We start from the raw sequence: 21,425 nt of genomic DNA, 5'->3' as shown, positions 1-21,425 counted from the left end.
CATTCACGAATATCTCGTTAACCCGCCCCTACAGCCTCTGGACTTCGGCTTGATAAATTTCGTGATAAATTCGAGTTTAGCGCGGTACATTTCCTTGAGGTTAGGGGCTAGAAATTAGAGACTAGACTATACCTCTATTTTCATAGTTTTGTTTTAGCCATTTTTGGTAAGCTTCTGAATGGACTTGACTTACCCAAAGTGGGTTATGCAAATACCATTCCACCGTTTTTCTTAGACCACTATCAAAGCTTTCTTGTGGTTTCCACCCTAATTCAGTCATAATTTTACTACAGTCAATAGCATACCTGCGGTCATGACCAGGGCGATCTGGAACAAAGGTAATTAAAGCAGAGTAAGAAAAATTAAGTTGGGGAACTAATTCATCAAGCATATAACAAATTTTTTCGACAACGCTTAAATTAGTTTGTTCATTAAGCCCACCAATATTATAAGTCTCCCCAATTTTTCCTTGTTGTAAAATCAGATAAATTGCTGCACAGTGGTCAATAACATATAACCAATCTCGAATATTTTGACCATCTCCATATATCGGTAGAGATTTACCAGCTAAAGCATTGAGAATAATTAAAGGAATCAGTTTTTCCGGAAACTGGAGAGGCCCGTAATTGTTTGAGCAATTTGTAGTTAAAGTTGGCAATCCATAAGTATGATGATAAGCTCTAACAAAGTGATCGGCTGCTGCCTTAGAAGCGGCATAAGGGCTATTAGGTGCATAAGGATTATCTTCTGTAAATGCTGGTTCTTCTAGTTGCAGTGAGCCATACACCTCATCTGTAGATATTTGCAAAAAGCGAAACTGCTTTTGTTGTTCTAACGGTAGTTTTTGCCAGTAAAATCTACTTGCTGCTAATAACTGACAAGTCCCTGCTACGTTAGTTTGCATAAAATCTTGTGGACTGAAAATTGAACGATCCACATGAGATTCAGCCGCAAAATTGATAATAGCATTTGGTTGATATTCTTGTAAAAGATAATTGACTAACTCTAAATTACTAATATCTCCTTGTACAAAACGATAGTTTTTGTCACCTTTAAGTTCTGCTAAATTTTCTAGGTTGCTCGCATAAGTTAGTTTGTCTAAATTAACTATATTTGCCCATTGTAATTTTCTTGCCAAAAGAATAAAATTAGCACCAATAAATCCTGCTCCTCCAGTGACTAATATCGTTGACATATGAACTGCTTATATCCCAGTATTGGTATCATTATGATAGTGTAATAATCTTAGCGATCGCTCACAGAGGATCTTTGAAAAGCGATTAGCTGTGATTTTAGATCCTCTCTTAATCTCCCCTAACCCTTGCTAAAAAAGAAAAAACAACAATTAAAATCCTGATTTGCAGGGGAGTCACTGCCTAGATACTCATGATACTGACATATCTCTCAAGAATTTTATGATTTAATTTACCTATTAAGATATTTTTATACAAAAACAAATTACTGAATCGGTTAAGCTGACAACAGCAGTTTTTATTATCTTAACCATGACCGCTAGTAATCCGACAATTTTAGCTCTAGACTTTGATGGAGTCATTTGCGACGGACTAATTGAATATTTCGAGGTGGCTTGGCGTACCTATTGTCAAATTTGGTCACCAGCTAACAACACACCAACAGATGATTTAGCCTTAAGATTCTATCGCCTCAGACCTGTTATTGAAACAGGTTGGGAAATGCCTGTGTTAATCAAAGCGCTCATAGATGGAATTGCTGATGATCAGATTCTTGGGGAATGGACAAAGATTACTCCCAAGATATTATTAGAGGACAAACTACAAGCCAAAGAAATTTCTACAAAATTAGATAGTTTGCGAGATGAATGGATTACAAAAGACTTAGATGGTTGGCTAAGTTTGCATAGATTTTATCCAGGTGTAGTAGAAAAATTGAAAATAACTGTTGCTAGTGATGTCAAATTATATATTGTCACGACTAAAGAAAGTCGTTTTGTCCAGCAATTATTGCAACAAGAAGGCATAGAATTACCACCAGAAAAAATCTTCGGCAAAGAAGTCAAGCATCCTAAATATGAAATTCTCCGCGAATTGATCAACTCAGCAGATACCAAACCAGTTAGTTTATGGTTTGTGGAAGACAGACTCAAAACATTACAGTTAGTGCAACAGCAACCAGACCTAGAAGATGTGCAGCTTTTCTTAGGAGACTGGGGCTATAATACCCAAACAGAAAGAAAAACTGCCCAAAACGATCCGCGCATTCAGTTATTATCTCTTTCTCAGTTCACTAAAGATTTTTCTGGATGGCTTTGAGGGAGTGATGAGTGCTGAGTAAGGAGTGAGGGAGTGAGGGGTGTAAACAGTGAACAGTGAACGTTTATTAACTGGTAACTGATAACTGATAACTGGTAACTGATTTGGGGTGCAGGGGAGAAGAAGAAATGCTAATGACCATTGACTAATGACTAATGACCATTGACTAATGACCATTGACTATTGACTAAATAATCTATGCTTGACCTGACAAAATTAGCAAGGCAAATGCAGGGTTTAAGTCAGCATCTTTCTCAGGAAGCTGTTGCGAGTCGTCAGCGTCTAGAATTGGCGCAACAGCATTTTAAAAATGCTGCTGATTGTCAACAAGATTTAATTGAACGTCAGGAAAAGTGGCGCGATCGCATTCTCTTTACCAATGCTACCCCCCTTGAGCCACTCAACACTTGCATCGATATTCCCACACCTCCCAAGGTGCATACTGTCATCGCCACCGATGGTTCACAAATCGCTCCCAGTCATCACGAAATCGCTTACTGCTATCTTTTGAATATCGGTAGAGTCGTTCTCCACTACGGACAAAACCGTTACCCCATACTCGATAGTCTCCCAGAGGTGTTTTACCGTCCAGAAGATTTATATCTATCTCGCCAGTGGGGAATTAGAACTGAGGAATGGATGAGTTTTCGCCGCACCGCTAGTGAAGCGACAGTGTTAGCAGAACTGGCTTGTGGTGTACATGAGAATCAATTCAAAATTCAAAGTGACGCTCGCGGACTCGCTAACGCTGCGCTAACAAAATTCAAAATGGAAGAAGGGGATGAGGGGACAGAGGGACACGAAAATAATGATCACTCTTTCCCCCCATCCCCCCATCACCCCATCTCCCCATCCTCACCCCCCCCTACCCTAGCAATGGTAGATGGTTCATTAATCTATTGGTTTTTAGAACAGTTACCTCATGATGCACGCGATCGCATCTTACCCCCAATCTTGGAGGCATGGCAGCAGATGCGCGATGCCCAAATTCCTCTAATGGGCTATGTTAGCGCCTCGCGCAACACCGAAGGGGTAAATTTTTTGCGGTTGATGGCTTGTCCTCATCCAGTACCAGATTGTGCCAGTTATTGCCCAAATCAATTAGAGAAAGTCCCCTGCAAAGTGTTTGAACCGTTGCGAGACACTGCATTATGGATAACTCAACTTAAACCTGGACAACGCAGCCCTTTATGGCGCAGTAATGCTCGAATTTTAGAACTTTATCAAGACCAAACTATATATTTTTGCTATGTCCACGTCGGTACAGAAATTGCCCGGATCGAAGTTCCAGCTTGGGTAGCGCACAATACAGCTATGTTTGACCAAGCGTTAGGACTGATGTTAGCACAGGTACAGAAAGGATATGGTTATCCAGTAGCGATCGCTGAAGCCCATAATCAAGCTGTAGTCAAAGGCGGCGATAAAGCCCGTTTCTTTGCACTGTTAGAAAAACAAATGATTAAAGCCGGTTTAAAAAATATCGGAACTTCCTACAAAGAAGCCAGAAAGCGCGGCAGTATTGCCTAATAAAATTGGTAATTGCTAATTGAGAGGAAATTCTTGCCCATTACCCATGACTTATTACCTATTACCTATTACCTATTACCTATAATCAGCCTTTGCGGAATATGCCCATAGACAAGTTTCAAAACAGTCAGAAACAATCTAGGTGAATCCTCGTCACCGAATATATAACCGCAAAAAACCCCAAAACTATTATGACTCTCTTGCATCAATGGAAATCTGGAGCTGCTGCACTGATGGCAATCACAATTACCACAGGTACTATTGCTCCTATGGTTGCTTTTGCTCCGGCTGCTAATGCCCAATATCGCATTGGACAAAATAGAAGAGTTGCTATTCCCTCAGGTGTGACTTTTCCGGTTAAATATGAGAAAGATAAAGTAATAGTTAGCCGTGGAGAAACTTTGTCTCTCACCTTAAAAATCGCTAACAATATTATTGATAACAATCGGAATGTTTTGATTCCTGCTGGTACTGAAGTTGTGGGACAACTGGAACCTGTCTATTTCAATGGTGACTTCTCTAGAGACAGAGATGATAAAGAAAATGTCAGAGGAGTCCGGTTTGTAGCTAGAGAATTAGTATTTCCTTCTGGTAATCGGCTGAGTGTCAATGCTAATTCTCAAACTGTGACTAGAATTGAAAAAATTAGTAAAAATGATTCTAGTAAAATATTAACCGATGCTGCCATTGGTGCAGGTGCTGCTACAGCAATTTCGTTGATTACAGGTAACCGGAGAATTGAAATTTTAGAACCTCTCGGTGGTGCGGCGGCTGGTGCTTTAGCCAGTGTATTACTACGGAAAAAAGAAGCTGAAGTTTTTGTAATTAGACCAGAGCAAGATTTGCGTCTAGCATTAGCTTCTAACTTAACTGTAGACGTTTATCGCTAATCAGCTAATTTGTGAATCTAGAATATTGCTTTTTGGGCGATCGCTACTCTAACTACAAGTAGGCGATCGCTTAATTTTTGCATCATGACAATTAAGCAATCTGGTAATAGGGAATAGGCTTAAAGGTTTATATTTATTTGCTTTCCCAATCTATCTAGCGATGAATATGCTTTGGAGAAAAATAGCACAAATTGTAGAGGCTTATTTCTTATTTCGCATCATATGATAAGTGATATTACTATTATTATTTACTTGTATTTTGTGATAACAAAATATTCTCTCTGCCCAAAAAAATCATCAAAACTATTTCCAGATATAGATCCAATTGAGAAACTTTTTATTTTATACATTTGTCTATATAGTTAACAGAAGAACAACTAATTGCGTGGAGCGAAAATATATGTTGAATGTAAATCGTTGGCAATCTAGCACAGCTGCAATTATGGCTTTGAGTGTCACAGCCGGAACTGTAGCACCTTTTTTAGTAGCTTCTCCCTCTTTTGCTCAAACTACTTTTTCTGATGTTTCTGCTAACTATTGGGCAGCTCAGTTTATTCAAGAATTATCACAGCGAGGTATCATTGCTGGTTTTCCTGATGGTTCATTCCGCCCTGAAGAAGCTGTAACTCGCGCCCAATTTGCAGCTATGGTAAATAAAGCTTTCCAAAAAGCACCAGAACGGCAAGGTATTAATTTTGTAGACGTACCCGGCAATTATTGGGCATCAAGCGCCATTCAGCAAGCCTATACGATTGGTTTCCTCTCAGGATATCCCGGCAACCGCTTTGAGCCTAACCAAGCCATTCCTCGGCAACAAGTTTTGGTTTCCTTAGCCAACGGCTTAGAATATACCGCTAGCAGTAACGTTGAAGGTACTCTGCAATACTTTAACGACGCTGTGAACATTGCTAGTTACGCCCGTAGCCCCATAGCCGCAGCCACTGAGAAGAAAATAGTGGTCAACTATCCCAATGTTAAGTTTTTAAACCCCACCGCCACCGCTACAAGGGCGCAGGTAGCAGCCTTTATCTATCAAGCCCTAGTGAGTTCTAATCAAGCTGCGGTGATTAATTCACCCTACATCGTCGCTACTCAACCCACTACACCAACCACACCCACAGCTGTCACCATCCCCCAAGGGACAGTTATCCCGGTGAAATACGACAAAGCTGAGAAAATCTTAGTCACTAAAGATGAAACAGCACCTTTGACACTGACAGTAGAGCAAAATGTAGTCACTCAAGAAGGTGTTGTGGTGATTCCGGCTGGTAGTCAAGTGATTGGGCAACTCAAACCAGCCAAAGGTGGTTCTCAATTTGTAGCGGAGAAACTAGTTTTAACTAACGGTCAAGAGTATCAAGTTAACGCCACTTCCGAAGTCATCAGCAAAACAGAAACCGTCAAAAAAGGTACAAGCACTGGGGCAATTCTCAAGAACACAGTCTTGGGTGCTGGTGCGGCGGCGGCAGTATCTGCTGTTACAGGCGATCGCGCTATTGCTACAGAAGAAGTCTTAGGTGGTGCGGCAATTGGCGGATTAATTGGTTTATTCTTTGGCAGAAATAGTGTTGACTTAATTGCGATCGCACCAAATACTGATTTACAAATGACAATTAATCAAAATCTCTTAGTTTCTTTGAGATAGTCCATACTTTTCGGGAATTCAAGTCATTAGTCACCTGACGCAATAATTATTGCCACTTAAAAAGCAGGCAAGGGAAAAACCCTTGTCTTTTGCTTTGTGCAGTAAATAGTCAATATAATTTTCAAAGGATGCTAATCAAAAGTAATTAAAAACTTGGTCATATAGACATCTGTGTAGCCGGAGTTTCTCAAGCAGGTGAGTATGCAAACTGTAATTACACGTGAAAGAGTCGAGTTGCCACCTGGCACAGTTGTGCGGATGTTGGGATCATGGCAAGATTATCAACAACTAAGTCAGCAACTGGAAGATCGCTGCACCCCTCGCATTAAATATAGACCTGGAGAGATTTTATTAATGGCCCCGCTACCGGAGCATGGAAGAGATGCCAGCCTGCTAGCAGATATTGCTAAGGTGTTGTTGGATCATTTAGAGCAAAGATACGATTCATTTACGCCTATTACCATGAGCTTGCCTCAAGTTAGCGGCATTGAGCCTGACTTTTGCTTTTATATTGAAAATTGGCAGTCGGTAGTTGGTAAAAGCCGTATCGACTGGCTCAATGACCCTCCACCAGATTTAGTCATTGAAATAGATGTTACTAGCTATACTAGTATTGATGACTATCTCCCTTATAAAGTGCCAGAAGTTTGGCTGTTAAAGAATAAGCAGCTATTAGTTTATCGGTTGCAGGGTGAAAATTATGTAATTACAGAAAGCAGCTACTGCCCTAACGTCAGAGAAATAGTGCAGCAATGCCTGCAAATCGCTAATGAGCAAACAACAAGTGAGGCGATTCGGTGGTTAAGGAACCTTTTGCGTAATAGCATTGTTTAATCAAAAAACAATACTTTTTGACTAATAACTAATTGGCAACCAGATAATAAATGTCGTCCCTGGTGCATGGGTTGAAGCGGACTGAGAGTTAATTGCTGGGCTGAAAACTGCTATTTCGCCTTGCATCTGCTCAATTAATTGTTTAGCGATCGCTAGCCCTAAACCTGTGCCAGGAATTTCTGTTTGCGCTTGTACACCCCGGTAATGTCTTTCTCCAAGGTGCGCTATGTCTTCTGGGGGAATGCCTGGGCCAGAATCACTAATAGCAATTCCTTGAAAATTCGGTTTTTCTTGCCCTGCTTGAAGATAAATTTTCCCACCTGGAGGAGTGTATTTTAAGGCATTATCGATGATATTGCTTAATACTTCTTGTAAGGCTTTAGTATTGACCCTAACTAACGGTAAATTTTGGGGAATTACTGCTTTTAATTTAATATTTCTTTCTTGGGCGATCGCTTTGGCTGATATTAACAATGGTGTTAATAAATCAGCAATTGAGCAATCAGTAACTTGCTCTCCTGTGCCTGGTAATAATAAGGCTGGTTTAGTTTCTTTTTGCACAGTTGCTTCTACAAACACTTCGTTTTCTGGTAAAGCAATTGTGGCTAAATCTGCTTCTGTCCAGTCAATCACTTGATCAAACTTTTGCAGCAGTTCTTTGAGGCGATCGCTTTCTCTGACGATATTTTCTCCCACAGTCCGATTGGGATCGCCTGGACGTAGTCGTTTGATTAGGAGTTTACCAAAAGTCCGCAATGCTGTTAACGGGTTACGGAACTGGTGCAGTAAATTATCTAATAAATCTCGCTGTTGTTCTTGGAGTATTTGCTGCTGATGTAGTTGGTGTTGTAACCATGCCCGACGTTGATCTAAGATACAGGCGATCGCCAATGTTTGCCCTACCTTGTGAATTTGTCCTTGCTCCTGTTCATTCCACGGGCGATCGTCTCTACTCGTCACCAATAATCCCATCATCATCCCCTCATGGACTAAAGGTAAAACAATTTGGTGTCCATCCAGCAAATACTCTGGAGGAGATGGTTTCTGATCATCTGCTGAATTTGTGACTGGTGATGGTGTCAATAAACTTCCCGGCTGTTGAGGTAGCAGCATTAATTGTTGGCGTGCTGTTATCTCAACCATCTCCCCTTCTGGTGATATGAGTGCTGTCTCTGGGTAAACTGCTACAGGAATCAGTTTAGCCTCCCCTGTAGGCGACTCCACCAATTCTTGAGTTAAATAAACGACGCTTAAAGAGGCTCCTAGCCCTTGAGTCAGTAGTGCTATTTGCTCTCGACATAGAGCCACAAAATCCGAACTAGCAGACATTAACATTTTTCAGCTCTTGCTCAGGATCACGGGATTTGAGGGAAGATAAAAGCAGGTACTCTATTTTCCTCATTTATTTCATAAAGCTTAACTAAATCTCGGAAATATTGCCTTTCACCAAAAATTTCTTACCAATTTACTTTTGATTTATCTACCGCCACTAGTAATATTTTTGTCGTATCAAAAGTTAAAAAACTATTGATCTTTTGAACTAGAACTTATATAATTACGACGGATTTTGTAGCTATCACTACAATCTATAGCTTGAAAGAGGAGGAAAATAGGTTGGCAAGAAGACGGAAACGGAAAAGTCGTCGTCGCCAGGAAGGACGACGCATTCTAGAACACGTGCCTCAATATAGCATCGAAAGCGGCGAAGAGAAACCTGTGACAGCAGCCAGAAAATTTATTCAAGCTGAAGGGATCTTGCCACCAGCGTTGCTACTCGTAAAGCGAAACGAACACACTACAGACCGTTACTTTTGGGCAGAGAAAGGACTATTTGGCGCTCAATACGTTGAAGAAAATCATTTCTTGTTCCCCAGCCTGCGAGTACTGGAATCTCCCGCAGGTGTAGAACCAGTGGCAGTAGGTAGTCGCTGAATTACAAATGGTTTCTGACGTTTTGAGTGTGCCTACTGACAATCATTTAACTGGCAAATATTATCAGTTTATGCAAAATTTCCATTTTTTTTAAGTTTGTCATTGATTTGTCAGTAAAGGTGGTAATCCCAGTAATCAGCAAGTTACCTCTCAACCAACTAATTTAGTTTGTTTGGGTTGATTTCTAGTCTGATGATGTGGAAGATAATCAAAAGAAAGCAAAAACACCCAAAAGTGAGAGTTAATTTGTACTTTCCTCCTGTGGATTGTCCAGCAAGCTCTGTTGACACAAAGGTTTTCCCTACGGCGTTGTGTCGTAGGGAAAAACGCTAGTACAGACGGTATGGGTAAAAGTAAAGGGCTAAAAAAGTAAAATATTGAGGATTTTAGCCGCTTTGTACTGGTGATTCTGCTGGTATCCAGCGAAACTTACTCGGCAGATTTTAATTGCAATACTCTTTGTAGCTCGCTCAGTTCGTCTCTATGACCTACCACAGTGATTTTACTCAAAGAGCGCTCTTGGGTAGTTTGAGATTCTAGCTTCAGCAAAACCTTTTCGAGCCTACCTGCCTTTTTCCAGTAGAAAATACCGCTTAAAGGTGACAGTAATATAAGTACCAAAAAAATATTGCCAAGATCGGGGAACAACAAAGATAGAACTAGAGACAGACAAGTTAGACCAGCAGCAGCTAGGACTGTTAAAAACACAGCTAGAAATATGCTTGGTTGCACCAACCCTTGGAAAGTTACTTGGTTTTGTTCCTGGTTTACCTCTGCCACTTGGTAAGACCGAGAACGAAAATAATCCTGTAACTGTGGCATGAAGACTGCTTCGTCTTGCTCCGATATCAGTTGCGCTGTTTCTATCCGGTCTTTAGTGGAGGCACGAATAAAGAAAACTAGCCCAACCGATAACAGTATAGTGAGTAGCAAAGTTGATGGCAGAATAGCAGTATCCATAGGTGATGGTGAATATTGGACTTGAGAAAACTTAATCTTTACTAATTATTTATTAATTTGTCCTCCCCCAATGTAATTTTGCCAAAGTTGAGCTAAATCCTGTGCTTGCACTTGCCATTCTGGAGAAACTTGGTACATCCGCCTTGGTCTTCCTCGGCCTTCGAGCTTTTTCCAATACCCATTTATGGCTCGGTTGTCTTCTAAAAATTTAATCGCACTGTATAGCACAGTATCTGACAGCCGATAGGTAGGATGTTCAGTTTCTAATTGTTGGATTAACTCAGTTCCGTAAGATTCACCTTGTAGTAAAACATACAGAATATAGCAAATCGCTAATTCCTGGCAGAGGTAAGTTGGCGGAGGATTCTCAAAGAATTGATATATATCCTCAAGTTTCATAAGTTAGTTAATGGCTAAAAGTATTTCTCAGTTGAAATCTAATTTTTGTAGTCAGTATATAGTAATACTCGCTTCCGAGTAAGTATATAGCGCTACTTAGGCAGAATTTCCCAGGTGTAAAAACACATAAAGACCCAGACTGTTGAAAGTGTGGGACGAACAGCAAAATCTGAGGAGAGCTGGATTCAGCACTCCCTGCAAGCTCTAATGAGTGTGGTGAGGAGCAATGAAGATAGTGGTTGTACCTCTATCTTGGTGTTGAGTAATGCTAAGTGAGTATAGAGCTGCTTAAACGTTAAGATGCCATCGAAGAAATTTTACAGGTAAAACGCTGTTTTGTCTGTAACTCTGTAAAAGTTCATCAATACTTTTTTTAACAGAAAGTATACCAGTAATAAAGATAGGACTTACGCACTCAACCAAGAAATCCTTCTGAGGGTGGTCAATAGTCCATAGTCCATAGTCAAAATCAAGTTTTTTTTGGACTGTTGACTATTGACAAAAAAGTCAGAAAATTTGGTGACACGGCGTAAGTCTTATAAAGATACTATTTGAGAGCAGCGCCAAGCCGACAGCATGGGTGTATGATTTTTGTGGCGATCGCCTTTTTGTATTATGTCACCAAACCCTGAAGCTCCTTCCTCCTCTAATCTCCGTACAATTGCCCAAACTTTTCGCCTCACTGGCTGGATTAGCTTTTGGATTCAGCTAGTACTAGGTGTAATTTCGGGAATTATTGTTCTGCTATTTGCGATTTTTAGTCAAAGAGCTGGTAGTCCTAATAACAATCCGGGAACTGGTTTTGGGGTATTTTTAGCAGTATGTGGATTAGTCATTCTTGGTGCAGGCATCTATTTAGCCTACCGCTACACCAGGATAGGTAATCAACTGCTCTCATCCAACCCTAGTAACCGTCCCCGCAAAGCTGAGACAATACAAATCTTACGCATGGGACTATGGATCAACTTGGGGGGAACACTGGTGACATTATTAGGAGCGCAGGCGATCGTTGGTACACTGGTAGCCAGATCCATATCACCTCAAGCCATAACCACCCAATTATTTGACCCTACCCGCATCATTAGCGGTTTAGATATGTTGGTAGTACAAGCAAACACCAACACTGTTTCTGCCCACTTTGCCGGGCTTGTAGCCTCACTGTGGCTAATCAATCGCATCAATCGCCCGTAAAATAGCAGGCTTGGCTTTTCTCTCCGTGTCTTCTCTGCGAGACGCTTTGCGAACGTGCCTCTGTGGTCAAAACTAACTGAAAATTTTATCCTCTTTTTAGACTTATGTCTTTTTCCATCAAAATGAAATTTCCAGTTCCAGCCAGCCAAAATTAATATATGCTGAATTCTAATGTGTTAACTGTATTGGTAAACAAAATTCTAAGCTAAAGACTGAGAAAAATTTGTGCTGGATATTAAGCAAATACGGGAAAATCCCCAACTAATTCAGGAACGGTTGGATAGTCGCAGTGGTAAGTATGATATTCAACCAATATTGCAGTTAGATAAGCAACAACGAGAATTGGAGATGAGTCGTAGTCAACTCCAAGCTCGGAGTAATGAAATTGGTAAACTCGTTGGGCAGAAGGTAAAATCAGGTGTCAACCCTCAAGACTCAGAAATTCAAACTCTGCGGGATGAGGGTAATGCTGTGAAAGCTCAACTGAGCGAACTAGAACCACAAGAAAAAGAACTCAAAGCAGAAATAGAAAGACTATTACTCGCAATTCCCAATTTACCCAGCGAATTTACACCTGTTGGTAAAAGTGAGGAAGAAAACGTAGAGGTGCGCCGTTGGGGCGATGAGTACATACCCCAGCATCCAAATATCTTACCCCACTGGGAAATCGGCGAAAAGCTGGGTATTCTCAACGTAGAGCGTGCCGTAAAAGTTGCTCAAAGTCGCTTTGTCAACCTGATAGGGGCTGGTGCGGCTTTAGAGAGGGCATTAATTCACTTCATGCTGACAACACAAACTCAAGCTGGGTATGTAGAAGTCAGTCCACCACTTTTAGTAAATACTGATTCTTTAACAGCCACAGGTCAGTTACCTAAATTTGCGGAAGAAAGCTTTAAATGCGCTGATGATGATTTGTGGCTAATTCCCACAGCAGAAGTTCCGCTAACGAACTTATACAGAGAAGAAATTCTCGCGGCTGAAGACTTACCAATTTATCACTGTGCGTATACTCCCTGTTTCCGTCGGGAAGCGGGTAGTTATGGGCGGGATATGCGGGGATTAATTCGCTTACATCAATTCAACAAAGTGGAGTTGGTGAAATTTGTTCATCCCAGTAGTTCCTTTGATGAGTTGGAAAAATTGGTAGAAAATGCCGCAGCGATTTTACAAGCTTTGCGTTTGCCTTACCGAGTCATCAATTTATGTAGTGGTGATTTAGGTTTTTCCTCGACTAAAACCTACGATTTAGAGGTTTGGCTACCGTCTTCTGGTAAGTACCGGGAAATTTCTAGCTGTTCCAATATGGTAGATTTTCAAGCGCGACGAGCTGATATTCGGTTTAAAGAGGCTGGCAAGAAAGGTACTCAGTTTGTGCATACCCTCAACGGTTCTGGCTTGGCTGTCGGACGGACAATGGCAGCTATACTGGAAAATTATCAACAGCCTGATGGCAGGGTATTGATACCGGAGGTGTTGCAACCCTTTTTAGGGAGAGAGGTTTTATAGCAATTTCTAAGAAAAGTAGGTTGGGTTGAGCGATAGTGAAACCCAACAAAGTCCTAAGAATGTTGGGTTACGCAAAGCCTCCAACCAACCTACAGCCAATACTACTTCAACTATTTTTATGTTTAATATTACTAATTGTTTGTAATAATTGATTTGCTGTATAAGGCTTAGATAAAAATGCGTGTACACCCATTTTATGAGCAGTGTTTACTTTATCTGTAGTGGCTAGTCCACTCACAGCAATAATTTTGACTTGAGGATTAATTTTTTGTAACGTCTTAATAGTAGTTAATCCATCCATTGATGGCATCACCATATCTGTTAAAACTAGAGATATTTCATGACGATGTTCTGCATATAAAGCTATGGCTTCAATGCCATCGCTAGCTGTAATGGCTTTGTAATTATGGCTTTCTAAAGATGTTTTAGTAATATCTCTAATGGCGGCTTCATCATCTACAACTAAAATTAATTCTCCATTTCCTGAAGGTAAGTTTAATTCTGCTTCTTCTAAGGTTTCTTTTGCTTCTTGTGCAGGGAGATATATTTTAAATTGGCTACCTTTTCCTTCTTCTGTGTGGACGTTGATAAAACCGCCATGACTTTTAATAATACCTAGTACAGTTGAAAGACCGAGTCCTGTACCTTGACCGAGTTCTTTAGTAGTAAAAAATGGTTCAAATATTCTATCTAATATTTCTGGACGAATACCAGTTCCGGTATCAGTTACAGTAATTACCACATAGGGGCCTATTTTGGCATCCAGATTCATTCTGGCGTAGTTTTCATCAACTAAGAGATTTTCACTAATAATTTTTAGCTCTCCACCTCTGGGCATGGCATCACGAGCATTGACACACAAATTCATCAAGACTTGATGTAATTGAGTCGCATCACCAGAAACAGTCCAAAGATTTTGAGGTGATTGAGTAGTCACTTCAATTGATTTGGGAAATGTTTCTTTAATTACCTGCTGAATTTCTGTGATTAAATGCTTTAATTGCAACAGAGTGCGTTCACCTTCAAGACCACGAGTAAAAGACAAAACCTGCTTAACTAAATTAGCTCCACGTTTAGCATTAGTAATTAATATAGGTAATATTCGGCGCGATCGCTCATCTTGAATTTGTGATTCTAAAAGTTGAGCTGTCATTAAAATGGGAGCAAGGACGTTGTTGAGATCATGAGCAATTCCACTGGCTAGTGTACCGATACTTTCTAGTCTTTGGGCGCGGAGAAATTGCGCTTCTAGTTGTTTTTTTTGGGTAATTTCCGTGTTGACAACTAGAATAGATTGAGGTTTGTGTCCAAATTCACGTACTAATGTCCAGCGACTTTCGACAATAATTTCTCTACCAGATTTAGTTATTTGATATAATTCTCCCTTCCAAGAGCCATTTTTTATCAATTGTGTAAGTGCTTTTTGTAACAAAGATATATTTTTTTCTTGCCAAAGTTCTTGAGTTTTACGGCCAGTTGCGGCTTCTGGTGTCCAACCGTAAAGTAACTGTGCTGCTTTGTTCCAAAATAAAATTTGCTGGTCTAAATCTTGTACAAAAATGGCATCGTTAGCCACATCAAGTAAAGCTGCTTGGGCGCGGATTTGTTGTTCTGTTTGCTTACGTTCAATAGCATAACGAATAGAACGCTCCAAAAGAGGTGCATTCAATTGACTTTTTTCCAGATAATCGGCTGCTCCTGTTTTCATGGCTTCTATGTCTATTTTCCAGTCTCCTTGACCAGTGAGCAAAATGATCGGAGATTTGCAGCCATGAGCAATAACTTCGCGTAACAGTTCTAAACCACTGTGAATTCCTAGACGGTAGTCTATCAGATATATATCATGTTGGTAATGAGCGATCGCTTCCTTCGCCGCCTCATAATTATCTACCCATGCCAACTCACAACTAGCTACCCGAAACTCACTGAACCAATTCCGCATCAAAAGATAATATTTTTCGTCATCGTCAACTAAAAGCACTCTGATTGGACTTTTGTCCATTGCTTCCTCCTGTGGCTTCTAGTGGCAGTTTCCCAACTTCAAACTATATTTTCTTTGTCTTCACGGCTTTAACCCAAAAGACAAATATTGCCCAAGGATGAAAAAATTAACATCCCAATTGTAGATATGACATATATCTTCCTCAGCCTCTAAATATTGTCAGGACAATATCGGTAGCTTGTTGCATATGACAATTGATTTTTCATGGCTGCTATCACCCCTAGTTCATCCTTTACAGGTGGACGAATGTCTACAAAATTCTCCGTAGCTAAGGTGTATAGATAGTAAAAATCAATCAACTATGTTGATGAAAGCAGACTATAATTTTGCATATTTTTTGTCAGGAACTACAGGGTTGATTTGGTAAATATCACGTATGTTATTGCTTTAAGTACCAAAAAGCTGTGATCTGTGTCATAGGTAGGGATAAAAATCTAGCTTTGGGCTACCAATTTCCAGAACTAATAGCCAATTAACTCTACTGCATCTCTATCATCCCAATCTTGCAGATAAACCTTCACTACCTCTTCTTTGGCTGTGGGTAGCTGCTTGCCAATAAAATCGGGATGAATTGGTAATTCTCTATGACCCCTATCAACTAACACAGCTAAACGAATTAGCTCTGGTCTACCGTACTCAGTGACAGCATTCAACGCAGCGCGAATCGTGCGCCCTTTGAAAATCACATCATCTACTAACACCACTGTTTTCCCTGTCAAGTCAAAAGGGATGTTAGTTTTTGCTGGAGTTCGCAACCCGATTTGGTCGAGATCATCTCGATAAAAGGTAATGTCTAATGCTCCCACGGCAACATTAATACCTTCCAGTGTCTCAATCTGCCGGGCTAACAATTCAGCTAACGGCACACCCCTAGTATAAATACCGATAAGTGCTAGTTGTGATAAATCACGTGTTCTTTCCACAATCTGCGATGCTAGACGTGTTAAAGTCCGACGGAGGTCTTCTGGGGAAAGGATTTCAACTGTTTTGGCAGGTGTAGCCATAGAGGGGGGCTGGGGAGAGGGGAGGAGGGGGAGAGGGGAGGGGAGGGGGGGAGAGGGGAGGAGGGGGAGAGGGGGCTACAGTGTACACACATCTCTAGGCTCAATACGAAATGTTATCTGATCCCCCTAAATCCCCCTTAAAAAGGGGGACTTTAAATCTAATTCCCCCCTTTTTAAGGGCTAGGGAGGATCAAAACGTTTTTGGACAACTTTATAAGACTTGTGTGTACACCGTAGGGGAGAGGGGGGGGAGGAGGAGAGGGGGGAAAGAGTAATCAAGAATTTTTTTCTTGTCTCCTTGTCCCCTTGTCCCCTTATCCTCTTGTCCCCTTGTCCCCTGTCTCCTTGTCCTATACTCATTAACTAATTGTTTAAAGTAACAAGAGGATGATGATTGCTATCCCTAGCCAGAGCCAAAAGCAATATCTAGTTAGTTGCAAAGCAGTGTAGATATGATTTGGGGTGATGGGATAGATGGGATCTCCTAAAAGTGGTTTTTGCTTGGCTATTCCACGATACCAGTTTGTTCCTCCCATCTGCACACCCAAGATAGCAGCGTAGACGCATTCACTCCAACCAGAGTTAGGACTAGGATCAGCGATCGCATCTCGACGACAAACTTGCCATACATATAAAGGTTTAGTTGAGATCAATCCTAATGTGAAGACGGTGAGACGACAAGGAAACCAAGTCAAGCCATCTTCTAGCCGCGCACTAAACCAGCCTAAATATGTATAAGGTGCTTCTTTGTAACCCACCATAGAATCAAGGGTGCTACTAGCTTTATATGCTAAAGCCAGAGGAACTGCCCCTACTCCTGGGAGAAATGCACCCATAACAGCATAAAACAAAGGAGCCATTACCCCATCAACAGCATTTTCTGTAACTGTTTCTAGAATAGCCCGCAAAATTTCTGCTTCTGAGAGATTGTGTGTATCTCGACCAACATATTGACTCAAAGTTTGGCGGGTAGTTAACAAATCTCCCTTAGCCAAAGGTTGCAGAACATCAACGGCGGCATTATGCAAACTTCTCAAAGCAAAACAACTGGCTAAAAGAATACTTTGAACCACAATTGCTAAAAGTGGATTTAACCATTGAGCCATCTGCACTATTAAGTAGCCTATCCCGCCACTACCTATGATTAAAATTAGTGCTAGCATAACTCCTGCTAACCTCTGTGTGTAAGAGTGGTGAGACAATTGCCCAAAAAATTTACTCAGGGGAGAGATTACCCACCCCATAACTTGTACTGGATGAATCCAACCCCAAGGATCACCAATTAAGTAATCTAAAATGGCGGCAATGATCAAAACAAGAACTGATGTCACCTTTATATCGCTGCTAATAACTAATGACCAATGACCAATGGCTAAACCACAAAATTTGCTTCTTCTCCCAAAGACGCTTGCCAGCTGCGAGCATCGTAATATAAATCTGCCAGAGTAATACTGTACAACGCTTCTTTGAGTTTTTGGTTAAGTCTTTGCCAGAGGCTAAATGTTACCCAATCTTCTGTTTGTGCTGGGGTTGGGGTGTGGTGAGGTAAGTGAGTAATGGTTTCGCCCACCGCCTCTAAAATTTGTCCTATGGATATTTTGGCTGGTGCTTGTGCAAGTTGATAACCACCAACGCTACCGCGAGTTGATGTGACTAATCCAGCACGACGCATTTCTATTAGTAATTTTTCTAGGTATGGTGCGGGGATATCTTGACGTTTGGCGATCGCTTTTACAGATGCAGGGCCATAACTCGGCTGTAAACTCAAGTCAAGCAATGCTTTGACACTATAGTGTCCTCTGGTAGTTAGTTTCATTTTTTCAGTTGTTAGTTGTCAGTGATCAGTTGTTTTCTCATGACTAATGACCAAGGATCAGTTTTACTTATCATTTTGCTGGCGAATGATCAATCTGACTGAGTTAACAACTTTTTGGCATCACTTTAAAAAACTTAAATAAACATATAGGACTTACGCACTCAACCAATAAACCCTTCTGAGGGTGGTCAATAGTCAATAGTCCATAGTCAATGGTCAAAATCAAAGTCCTAATAGTTTAGCAGTGATTCATTAACTATATATAGTGATGGGAATTTTCTAAATTAGATTGTTTAGCAAATATTGGTAATTGTCTAACAATTTTGCCTATGAGTGTAATATACTTGGCTAGGCTGAGATAAAAACTAAAGGAGATTGTTCCTATTAGCTCAACGTCAGCTAAAATAAAATCGATTCAACTACTATAACCATTGATTTTTGACCTAAGTTGATGCCTAAACAGAAAAAAATTGAACCCCTCGTCGGTGAAGATCTGCTCAGAAAAGTCAAAGAGCTAGAAAACCTTAGCAAAGAAGAAAAAGCCAAGCAGTGTGGCTACTATACCGTTACCAAAAATGGTATAGAGCGTGTCAATATGATGAAATTCCTCAATGCCCTAATTGATGCTGAAGGCATTCAATTGGACAGCGCTCCCAATGCCAACGGACGTGGAGGACGGAGCGCCAGCTATAGAATTAGTGTGCAATCAAACGGTAACTTATTGATTGGTTCAGCCTACACAAAACAGATGAATCTCAAACCTGGAGATGAGTTTATCATCACTTTAGGCAAGAAGCATATTCGTCTCAAACAACTAGATGGAGAGGAACGAGAAGCCCTAGAAGCCGCAGAAGCTACAGCATAACAGGTAGTCAATAGTCCACACTCAAGAGTCAAGAGTCAAGAGTAATCACCATTGACGATGAGCAGGACTAACAATTAAAAAAAATATCCAACTTGTAAGGTGTGTTACGCTTTCGCCTAATGCAGCGCACTCATGAAAATTATCAGAGTGCGCTACTTTGGTAGCCTAACCTAAACGTTAACATGGGATAATTTATTTTTTTGTCTCCTTGTAACCAATGACTATTGACTACTGACTAATGACTAATTGATAAATTGCCTTACGTGTAGCTGCTAAGTTGCACGTTAAGGCAATTTGTTCTCGATCTAACAAACCTAAAATACGCTCATGATTTTCTCTGGCTACCACTGGTAATTGATGCAAACCTCTCAATGCCATGCGATCTAAAGCTTCAGACAAAGGTTCATCACGCCAAGCATAAAGGATGTCTTTTGTACAGATATCAATGATAGTTTGGCTGGCCAAATCACTCTGAGTTTCAGTAGTAGAGTTGGAGTGATTTTGCCATAGGGAAAGAACCCGATTCAAGTCTTCCAGAGAGAGAATACCAACTAATTGTTCCTCCTCATTAACTACTAAAGCACTGCGAGTGCGATCGCGGATCATTTCCATCGCTGCATCTAACACTGCCAAATTTGCCGACAGCTTTTTCGGACAAGAAAGCATCGCATCTTCTACCAAAATTTGCTGCAAAATTTCTACCTTTTCATCTTTCAATTCCGAAAGACCAATTTGTTGTAGGTTGGAATTGGAATTAGAATTAGGCTTAATTCTCTCTACCAGCCACACACTTAAACCCACAGCTGCCATCAAAGGTAAAACAATCCGGTAGTCGCGGGTGAGTTCAAACAGCATCAAAATCGAGGTTAACGGCGCTCTGACACTCCCAGCCAGTACAGCTGCCATCCCCACCATTGCGTATGCTGGAGGCGCTGCCATATATGGACTAATCCCTGGAGCAATGAGGGTGAGAATTTTGGCGTAAGCTGAACCAAAAGAAGCACCCAGAAACATGGCCGGTGCAAACAACCCCCCCACAAAACCACTACCCGCACTAACTGCCGTCATCAGCAGCTTTAGTACTAGCAATATCACCAACAAAGTCAAAGAAAATTCCACATCTTGCAGCATCGCTTGGACTGTGCCATAACCAATGCCCAAAACTTGCGGAAATTGTAAAGCCACTAACCCCACAATTACACCACCGATGATGGGATGAATGGGATTGGGGATTTTTCCGAAAAAGTTCAAACCAGGAACAGAACCTGCAAAGCAAGCTTTAGCCCAACTAATTGATTGTTTATAAGCCAGAGAAACCAAACTAGCCCCCAACCCCAAGCCCAAATACAAAGGCAACTCCATCAAACTCCGGACTTGGTAAGCAGGTAAAGCAAAAGCAGGTTGCGCTCCCAAGCCAATTTGCGCAATCAACGCTGCGACTACAGCAGCTAGCAGCACCACACTCACCGCAGAAGTAGCAAAAGATGTAGCCCCCATCACTACTTCTAGGGCAAAAAATACTCCAGCAATGGGTGCATTAAATCCTGCCGCTAATCCCGCCGCCGCACCAGCACCCAACAATAAACGCTGGCGTTCTTGCGATACCTGTAAAATTAATGACAACAACATCCCAAAATTAGCGCCAATTTCCACACTCGGCCCTTCTGGTCCCAAAGAAGCGCCACTGCCTAAAGAAACAGAAGCCACTAACATTTTGGTGACAGGACGTAGTTGTCGTTTGATTTCTGCGCCTTCAGAAGCAGCAATGAGCGAAGATAAACCAGGGCCAAAGTCTTGAGTCCGCCAGCGCATCAAGCCCACAATTAATCCACCCAAAATGGGGACACACGCTAAAGTCCAACCACCCCAAGCACCTATTATCCCCATCAAATTTTCCAGCATGAGATGGTGAACCAGTTCGATTAAATAGTGAAAAGTTACCACCCCCATACCAGTGCCACCGCCAATAAGTACGGCTAAAAATAACACAACGGTTTCTGGGGATAGTTGAAAACGGTTAATGAGATGTCTTAGGCGAGCAGAAGGTGTAGGAAAAGCAGGTAGTTCCGTTACCTTCCTCAAATCGGTGGGAGGCAGGAGAGTCATTGCGAGACGGGGTAAATGTAAGAAAAAATTTAAATTTTTATCTGTTACTTCTCATTGTGAGACATTATTTATCAACCAGACAAGTCAAAAATCAGAGTTTGGGGTAATTGGTTGAGCCTGTGGTTTAATAGCCTGGCTTACCCACAAGCTAGTGATGTGGAAATTTACGAAGCTTTAGTTAAAAAAAATTTTGCATGGCAAAACTTTGTTGAAGATAATGGTTAAATGAGATAGTTGATAGTCAATGGTCAACTTTTAATGGCAAGGTATAGATAGTAATTCTCTTCTCTAGAAGCAAGAGGATAGTCTTCACTAAATCAGTGGATACACTAAAAAATAAGCCAAACACAAGAGCCATACCTGCTTAAATCTAGCTATACTCGTGTGTGTTGCGATCGCTGATTCATCCTTTGTAGGGATACAACTGTGTGTGATTTCACGTTGCTGTCATACAACA

At 41.1% G+C, this 21,425-nt stretch carries 18 protein-coding genes; 9 read left to right on the top strand and 9 right to left on the bottom strand.

Features of this window, described 5'->3' with window-relative positions; genetic code table 11:
* Window positions 1-121: 121 nt before the first annotated feature.
* Window positions 122-1,195 carry a dTDP-glucose 4,6-dehydratase gene (gene rfbB / locus FD725_RS01365; RefSeq protein WP_179046476.1) on the bottom strand — a complete coding sequence of 358 codons (1,074 nt, stop codon included), beginning with the start codon at window positions 1,193-1,195 and terminating at the stop codon, window positions 122-124.
* Window positions 1,196-1,505: 310 nt separating this feature from the next.
* Between rfbB and FD725_RS01360 the strand changes: the two genes are divergently transcribed.
* From FD725_RS01360 to FD725_RS01340, 5 genes are all read left to right on the top strand, one after another.
* Window positions 1,506-2,291, top strand: coding sequence for an HAD family hydrolase (locus tag FD725_RS01360; RefSeq protein ID WP_179046475.1), 786 nt, complete (start codon window positions 1,506-1,508; stop codon window positions 2,289-2,291).
* 198 nt (window positions 2,292-2,489) lie between these two features.
* On the top strand, window positions 2,490-3,818 hold the full coding sequence (locus tag FD725_RS01355; protein ID WP_179046474.1) for a DNA double-strand break repair nuclease NurA: 1,329 nt from the start codon (window positions 2,490-2,492) through the stop codon (window positions 3,816-3,818).
* A gap of 191 nt (window positions 3,819-4,009) precedes the next feature.
* A complete protein-coding gene (locus FD725_RS01350) occupies window positions 4,010-4,708 on the top strand; it encodes a conjugal transfer protein TrbI (protein ID WP_179046473.1) in 699 nt (232 codons plus the stop codon).
* A 400-nt stretch (window positions 4,709-5,108) separates the two neighbouring features.
* Entirely contained in the window at window positions 5,109-6,353 is a 1,245-nt protein-coding gene (locus FD725_RS01345; protein WP_179046472.1) for an S-layer homology domain-containing protein, read from the top strand.
* 201 nt (window positions 6,354-6,554) lie between these two features.
* Entirely contained in the window at window positions 6,555-7,187 is a 633-nt protein-coding gene (locus tag FD725_RS01340) for a Uma2 family endonuclease (RefSeq protein WP_179046471.1), read from the top strand.
* A 21-nt stretch (window positions 7,188-7,208) separates the two neighbouring features.
* Here the strand turns inward: FD725_RS01340 and FD725_RS01335 are convergent, their stop codons facing one another.
* Window positions 7,209-8,522, bottom strand: a complete 1,314-nt coding sequence (locus tag FD725_RS01335; RefSeq protein ID WP_179046470.1) for a GAF domain-containing sensor histidine kinase — start codon at window positions 8,520-8,522, stop codon at window positions 7,209-7,211.
* Window positions 8,523-8,801: 279 nt separating this feature from the next.
* On the opposite strand from FD725_RS01335, the gene FD725_RS01330 reads away from it, so the two are divergent.
* A complete protein-coding gene (locus FD725_RS01330) occupies window positions 8,802-9,119 on the top strand; it encodes a DUF3155 domain-containing protein (protein WP_179046469.1) in 318 nt (105 codons plus the stop codon).
* A 429-nt stretch (window positions 9,120-9,548) separates the two neighbouring features.
* Here FD725_RS01330 and FD725_RS01325 read toward each other — a convergent pair whose 3' ends face one another.
* Together FD725_RS01325 and FD725_RS01320 are read right to left on the bottom strand one after the other, a co-directional pair.
* Window positions 9,549-10,079, bottom strand: a complete 531-nt coding sequence (locus FD725_RS01325; protein ID WP_179046468.1) for a cofactor assembly of complex C subunit B — start codon at window positions 10,077-10,079, stop codon at window positions 9,549-9,551.
* Between the two features lie 45 nt (window positions 10,080-10,124).
* Window positions 10,125-10,478 (bottom strand): PadR family transcriptional regulator, encoded by a 354-nt coding sequence (locus FD725_RS01320; protein WP_179046467.1) that lies wholly within the window; start codon window positions 10,476-10,478, stop codon window positions 10,125-10,127.
* Window positions 10,479-11,093: 615 nt separating this feature from the next.
* Between FD725_RS01320 and FD725_RS01315 the strand changes: the two genes are divergently transcribed.
* Both FD725_RS01315 and serS read left to right on the top strand, forming a co-directional pair.
* Window positions 11,094-11,669 (top strand): DUF3611 family protein, encoded by a 576-nt coding sequence (locus FD725_RS01315; protein WP_179046466.1) that lies wholly within the window; start codon window positions 11,094-11,096, stop codon window positions 11,667-11,669.
* Window positions 11,670-11,894: 225 nt separating this feature from the next.
* Window positions 11,895-13,175 carry a serine--tRNA ligase gene (serS, locus tag FD725_RS01310; protein WP_179046465.1) on the top strand — a complete coding sequence of 427 codons (1,281 nt, stop codon included), beginning with the start codon at window positions 11,895-11,897 and terminating at the stop codon, window positions 13,173-13,175.
* 106 nt (window positions 13,176-13,281) lie between these two features.
* Here the strand turns inward: serS and FD725_RS01305 are convergent, their stop codons facing one another.
* The 4 genes from FD725_RS01305 to FD725_RS01290 all read right to left on the bottom strand — a co-directional run bounded on the left by FD725_RS01305 (window position 13,282) and on the right by FD725_RS01290 (window position 17,997).
* Window positions 13,282-15,177 (bottom strand): response regulator, encoded by a 1,896-nt coding sequence (locus FD725_RS01305; protein WP_179046464.1) that lies wholly within the window; start codon window positions 15,175-15,177, stop codon window positions 13,282-13,284.
* A gap of 461 nt (window positions 15,178-15,638) precedes the next feature.
* The gene (gene pyrR, locus FD725_RS01300; RefSeq protein WP_179046463.1) at window positions 15,639-16,181 is read right to left on the bottom strand and encodes a bifunctional pyr operon transcriptional regulator/uracil phosphoribosyltransferase PyrR; all 543 of its coding nucleotides are present in this window, start codon (window positions 16,179-16,181) and stop codon (window positions 15,639-15,641) included.
* Window positions 16,182-16,552: 371 nt separating this feature from the next.
* Entirely contained in the window at window positions 16,553-17,512 is a 960-nt protein-coding gene (gene cbiB / locus FD725_RS01295; RefSeq protein WP_179046462.1) for an adenosylcobinamide-phosphate synthase CbiB, read from the bottom strand.
* A 41-nt stretch (window positions 17,513-17,553) separates the two neighbouring features.
* Window positions 17,554-17,997, bottom strand: a complete 444-nt coding sequence (locus FD725_RS01290) for an Rrf2 family transcriptional regulator (RefSeq protein WP_179046461.1) — start codon at window positions 17,995-17,997, stop codon at window positions 17,554-17,556.
* Between the two features lie 451 nt (window positions 17,998-18,448).
* Here FD725_RS01290 and FD725_RS01285 point away from each other — a divergent pair, with 451 nt between their 5' ends.
* Window positions 18,449-18,862 carry an AbrB family transcriptional regulator gene (locus tag FD725_RS01285; protein ID WP_179046460.1) on the top strand — a complete coding sequence of 138 codons (414 nt, stop codon included), beginning with the start codon at window positions 18,449-18,451 and terminating at the stop codon, window positions 18,860-18,862.
* Between the two features lie 228 nt (window positions 18,863-19,090).
* Here FD725_RS01285 and FD725_RS01280 read toward each other — a convergent pair whose 3' ends face one another.
* The gene (locus tag FD725_RS01280) at window positions 19,091-20,968 is read right to left on the bottom strand and encodes a chloride channel protein (protein ID WP_179046459.1); all 1,878 of its coding nucleotides are present in this window, start codon (window positions 20,966-20,968) and stop codon (window positions 19,091-19,093) included.
* Between the last annotated feature and the right edge of the window lie 457 nt (window positions 20,969-21,425).

The organism is Nostoc sp. TCL26-01 (assembly GCF_013393945.1).
Classification (GTDB): domain Bacteria; phylum Cyanobacteriota; class Cyanobacteriia; order Cyanobacteriales; family Nostocaceae; genus Trichormus.
The sequence above is the reverse complement of the archived record's forward strand: the minus strand, read 5'-3'. Positions and strand labels throughout refer to the sequence as shown.

What these genes read in the sequence shown, in the direction of transcription:
- FD725_RS01305 (WP_179046464.1), bottom strand. Translation starts at nt 15,177, where the DNA reads ATGGACAAAAGTCCAATCAGAGTGCTTTTAGTTGACGATGACGAAAAA.
- FD725_RS01345 (WP_179046472.1), top strand. Translation starts at nt 5,109, where the DNA reads ATGTTGAATGTAAATCGTTGGCAATCTAGCACAGCTGCAATTATGGCT.
- FD725_RS01315 (WP_179046466.1), top strand. Translation starts at nt 11,094, where the DNA reads ATGTCACCAAACCCTGAAGCTCCTTCCTCCTCTAATCTCCGTACAATT.
- pyrR (WP_179046463.1), bottom strand. Translation starts at nt 16,181, where the DNA reads ATGGCTACACCTGCCAAAACAGTTGAAATCCTTTCCCCAGAAGACCTC.
- FD725_RS01350 (WP_179046473.1), top strand. Translation starts at nt 4,010, where the DNA reads ATGACTCTCTTGCATCAATGGAAATCTGGAGCTGCTGCACTGATGGCA.
- FD725_RS01280 (WP_179046459.1), bottom strand. Translation starts at nt 20,968, where the DNA reads ATGACTCTCCTGCCTCCCACCGATTTGAGGAAGGTAACGGAACTACCT.
- FD725_RS01355 (WP_179046474.1), top strand. Translation starts at nt 2,490, where the DNA reads ATGCTTGACCTGACAAAATTAGCAAGGCAAATGCAGGGTTTAAGTCAG.
- FD725_RS01325 (WP_179046468.1), bottom strand. Translation starts at nt 10,079, where the DNA reads ATGGATACTGCTATTCTGCCATCAACTTTGCTACTCACTATACTGTTA.
- FD725_RS01290 (WP_179046461.1), bottom strand. Translation starts at nt 17,997, where the DNA reads ATGAAACTAACTACCAGAGGACACTATAGTGTCAAAGCATTGCTTGAC.
- FD725_RS01335 (WP_179046470.1), bottom strand. Translation starts at nt 8,522, where the DNA reads ATGTTAATGTCTGCTAGTTCGGATTTTGTGGCTCTATGTCGAGAGCAA.
- rfbB (WP_179046476.1), bottom strand. Translation starts at nt 1,195, where the DNA reads ATGTCAACGATATTAGTCACTGGAGGAGCAGGATTTATTGGTGCTAAT.
- FD725_RS01285 (WP_179046460.1), top strand. Translation starts at nt 18,449, where the DNA reads ATGCCTAAACAGAAAAAAATTGAACCCCTCGTCGGTGAAGATCTGCTC.
- FD725_RS01340 (WP_179046471.1), top strand. Translation starts at nt 6,555, where the DNA reads ATGCAAACTGTAATTACACGTGAAAGAGTCGAGTTGCCACCTGGCACA.
- FD725_RS01320 (WP_179046467.1), bottom strand. Translation starts at nt 10,478, where the DNA reads ATGAAACTTGAGGATATATATCAATTCTTTGAGAATCCTCCGCCAACT.
- FD725_RS01360 (WP_179046475.1), top strand. Translation starts at nt 1,506, where the DNA reads ATGACCGCTAGTAATCCGACAATTTTAGCTCTAGACTTTGATGGAGTC.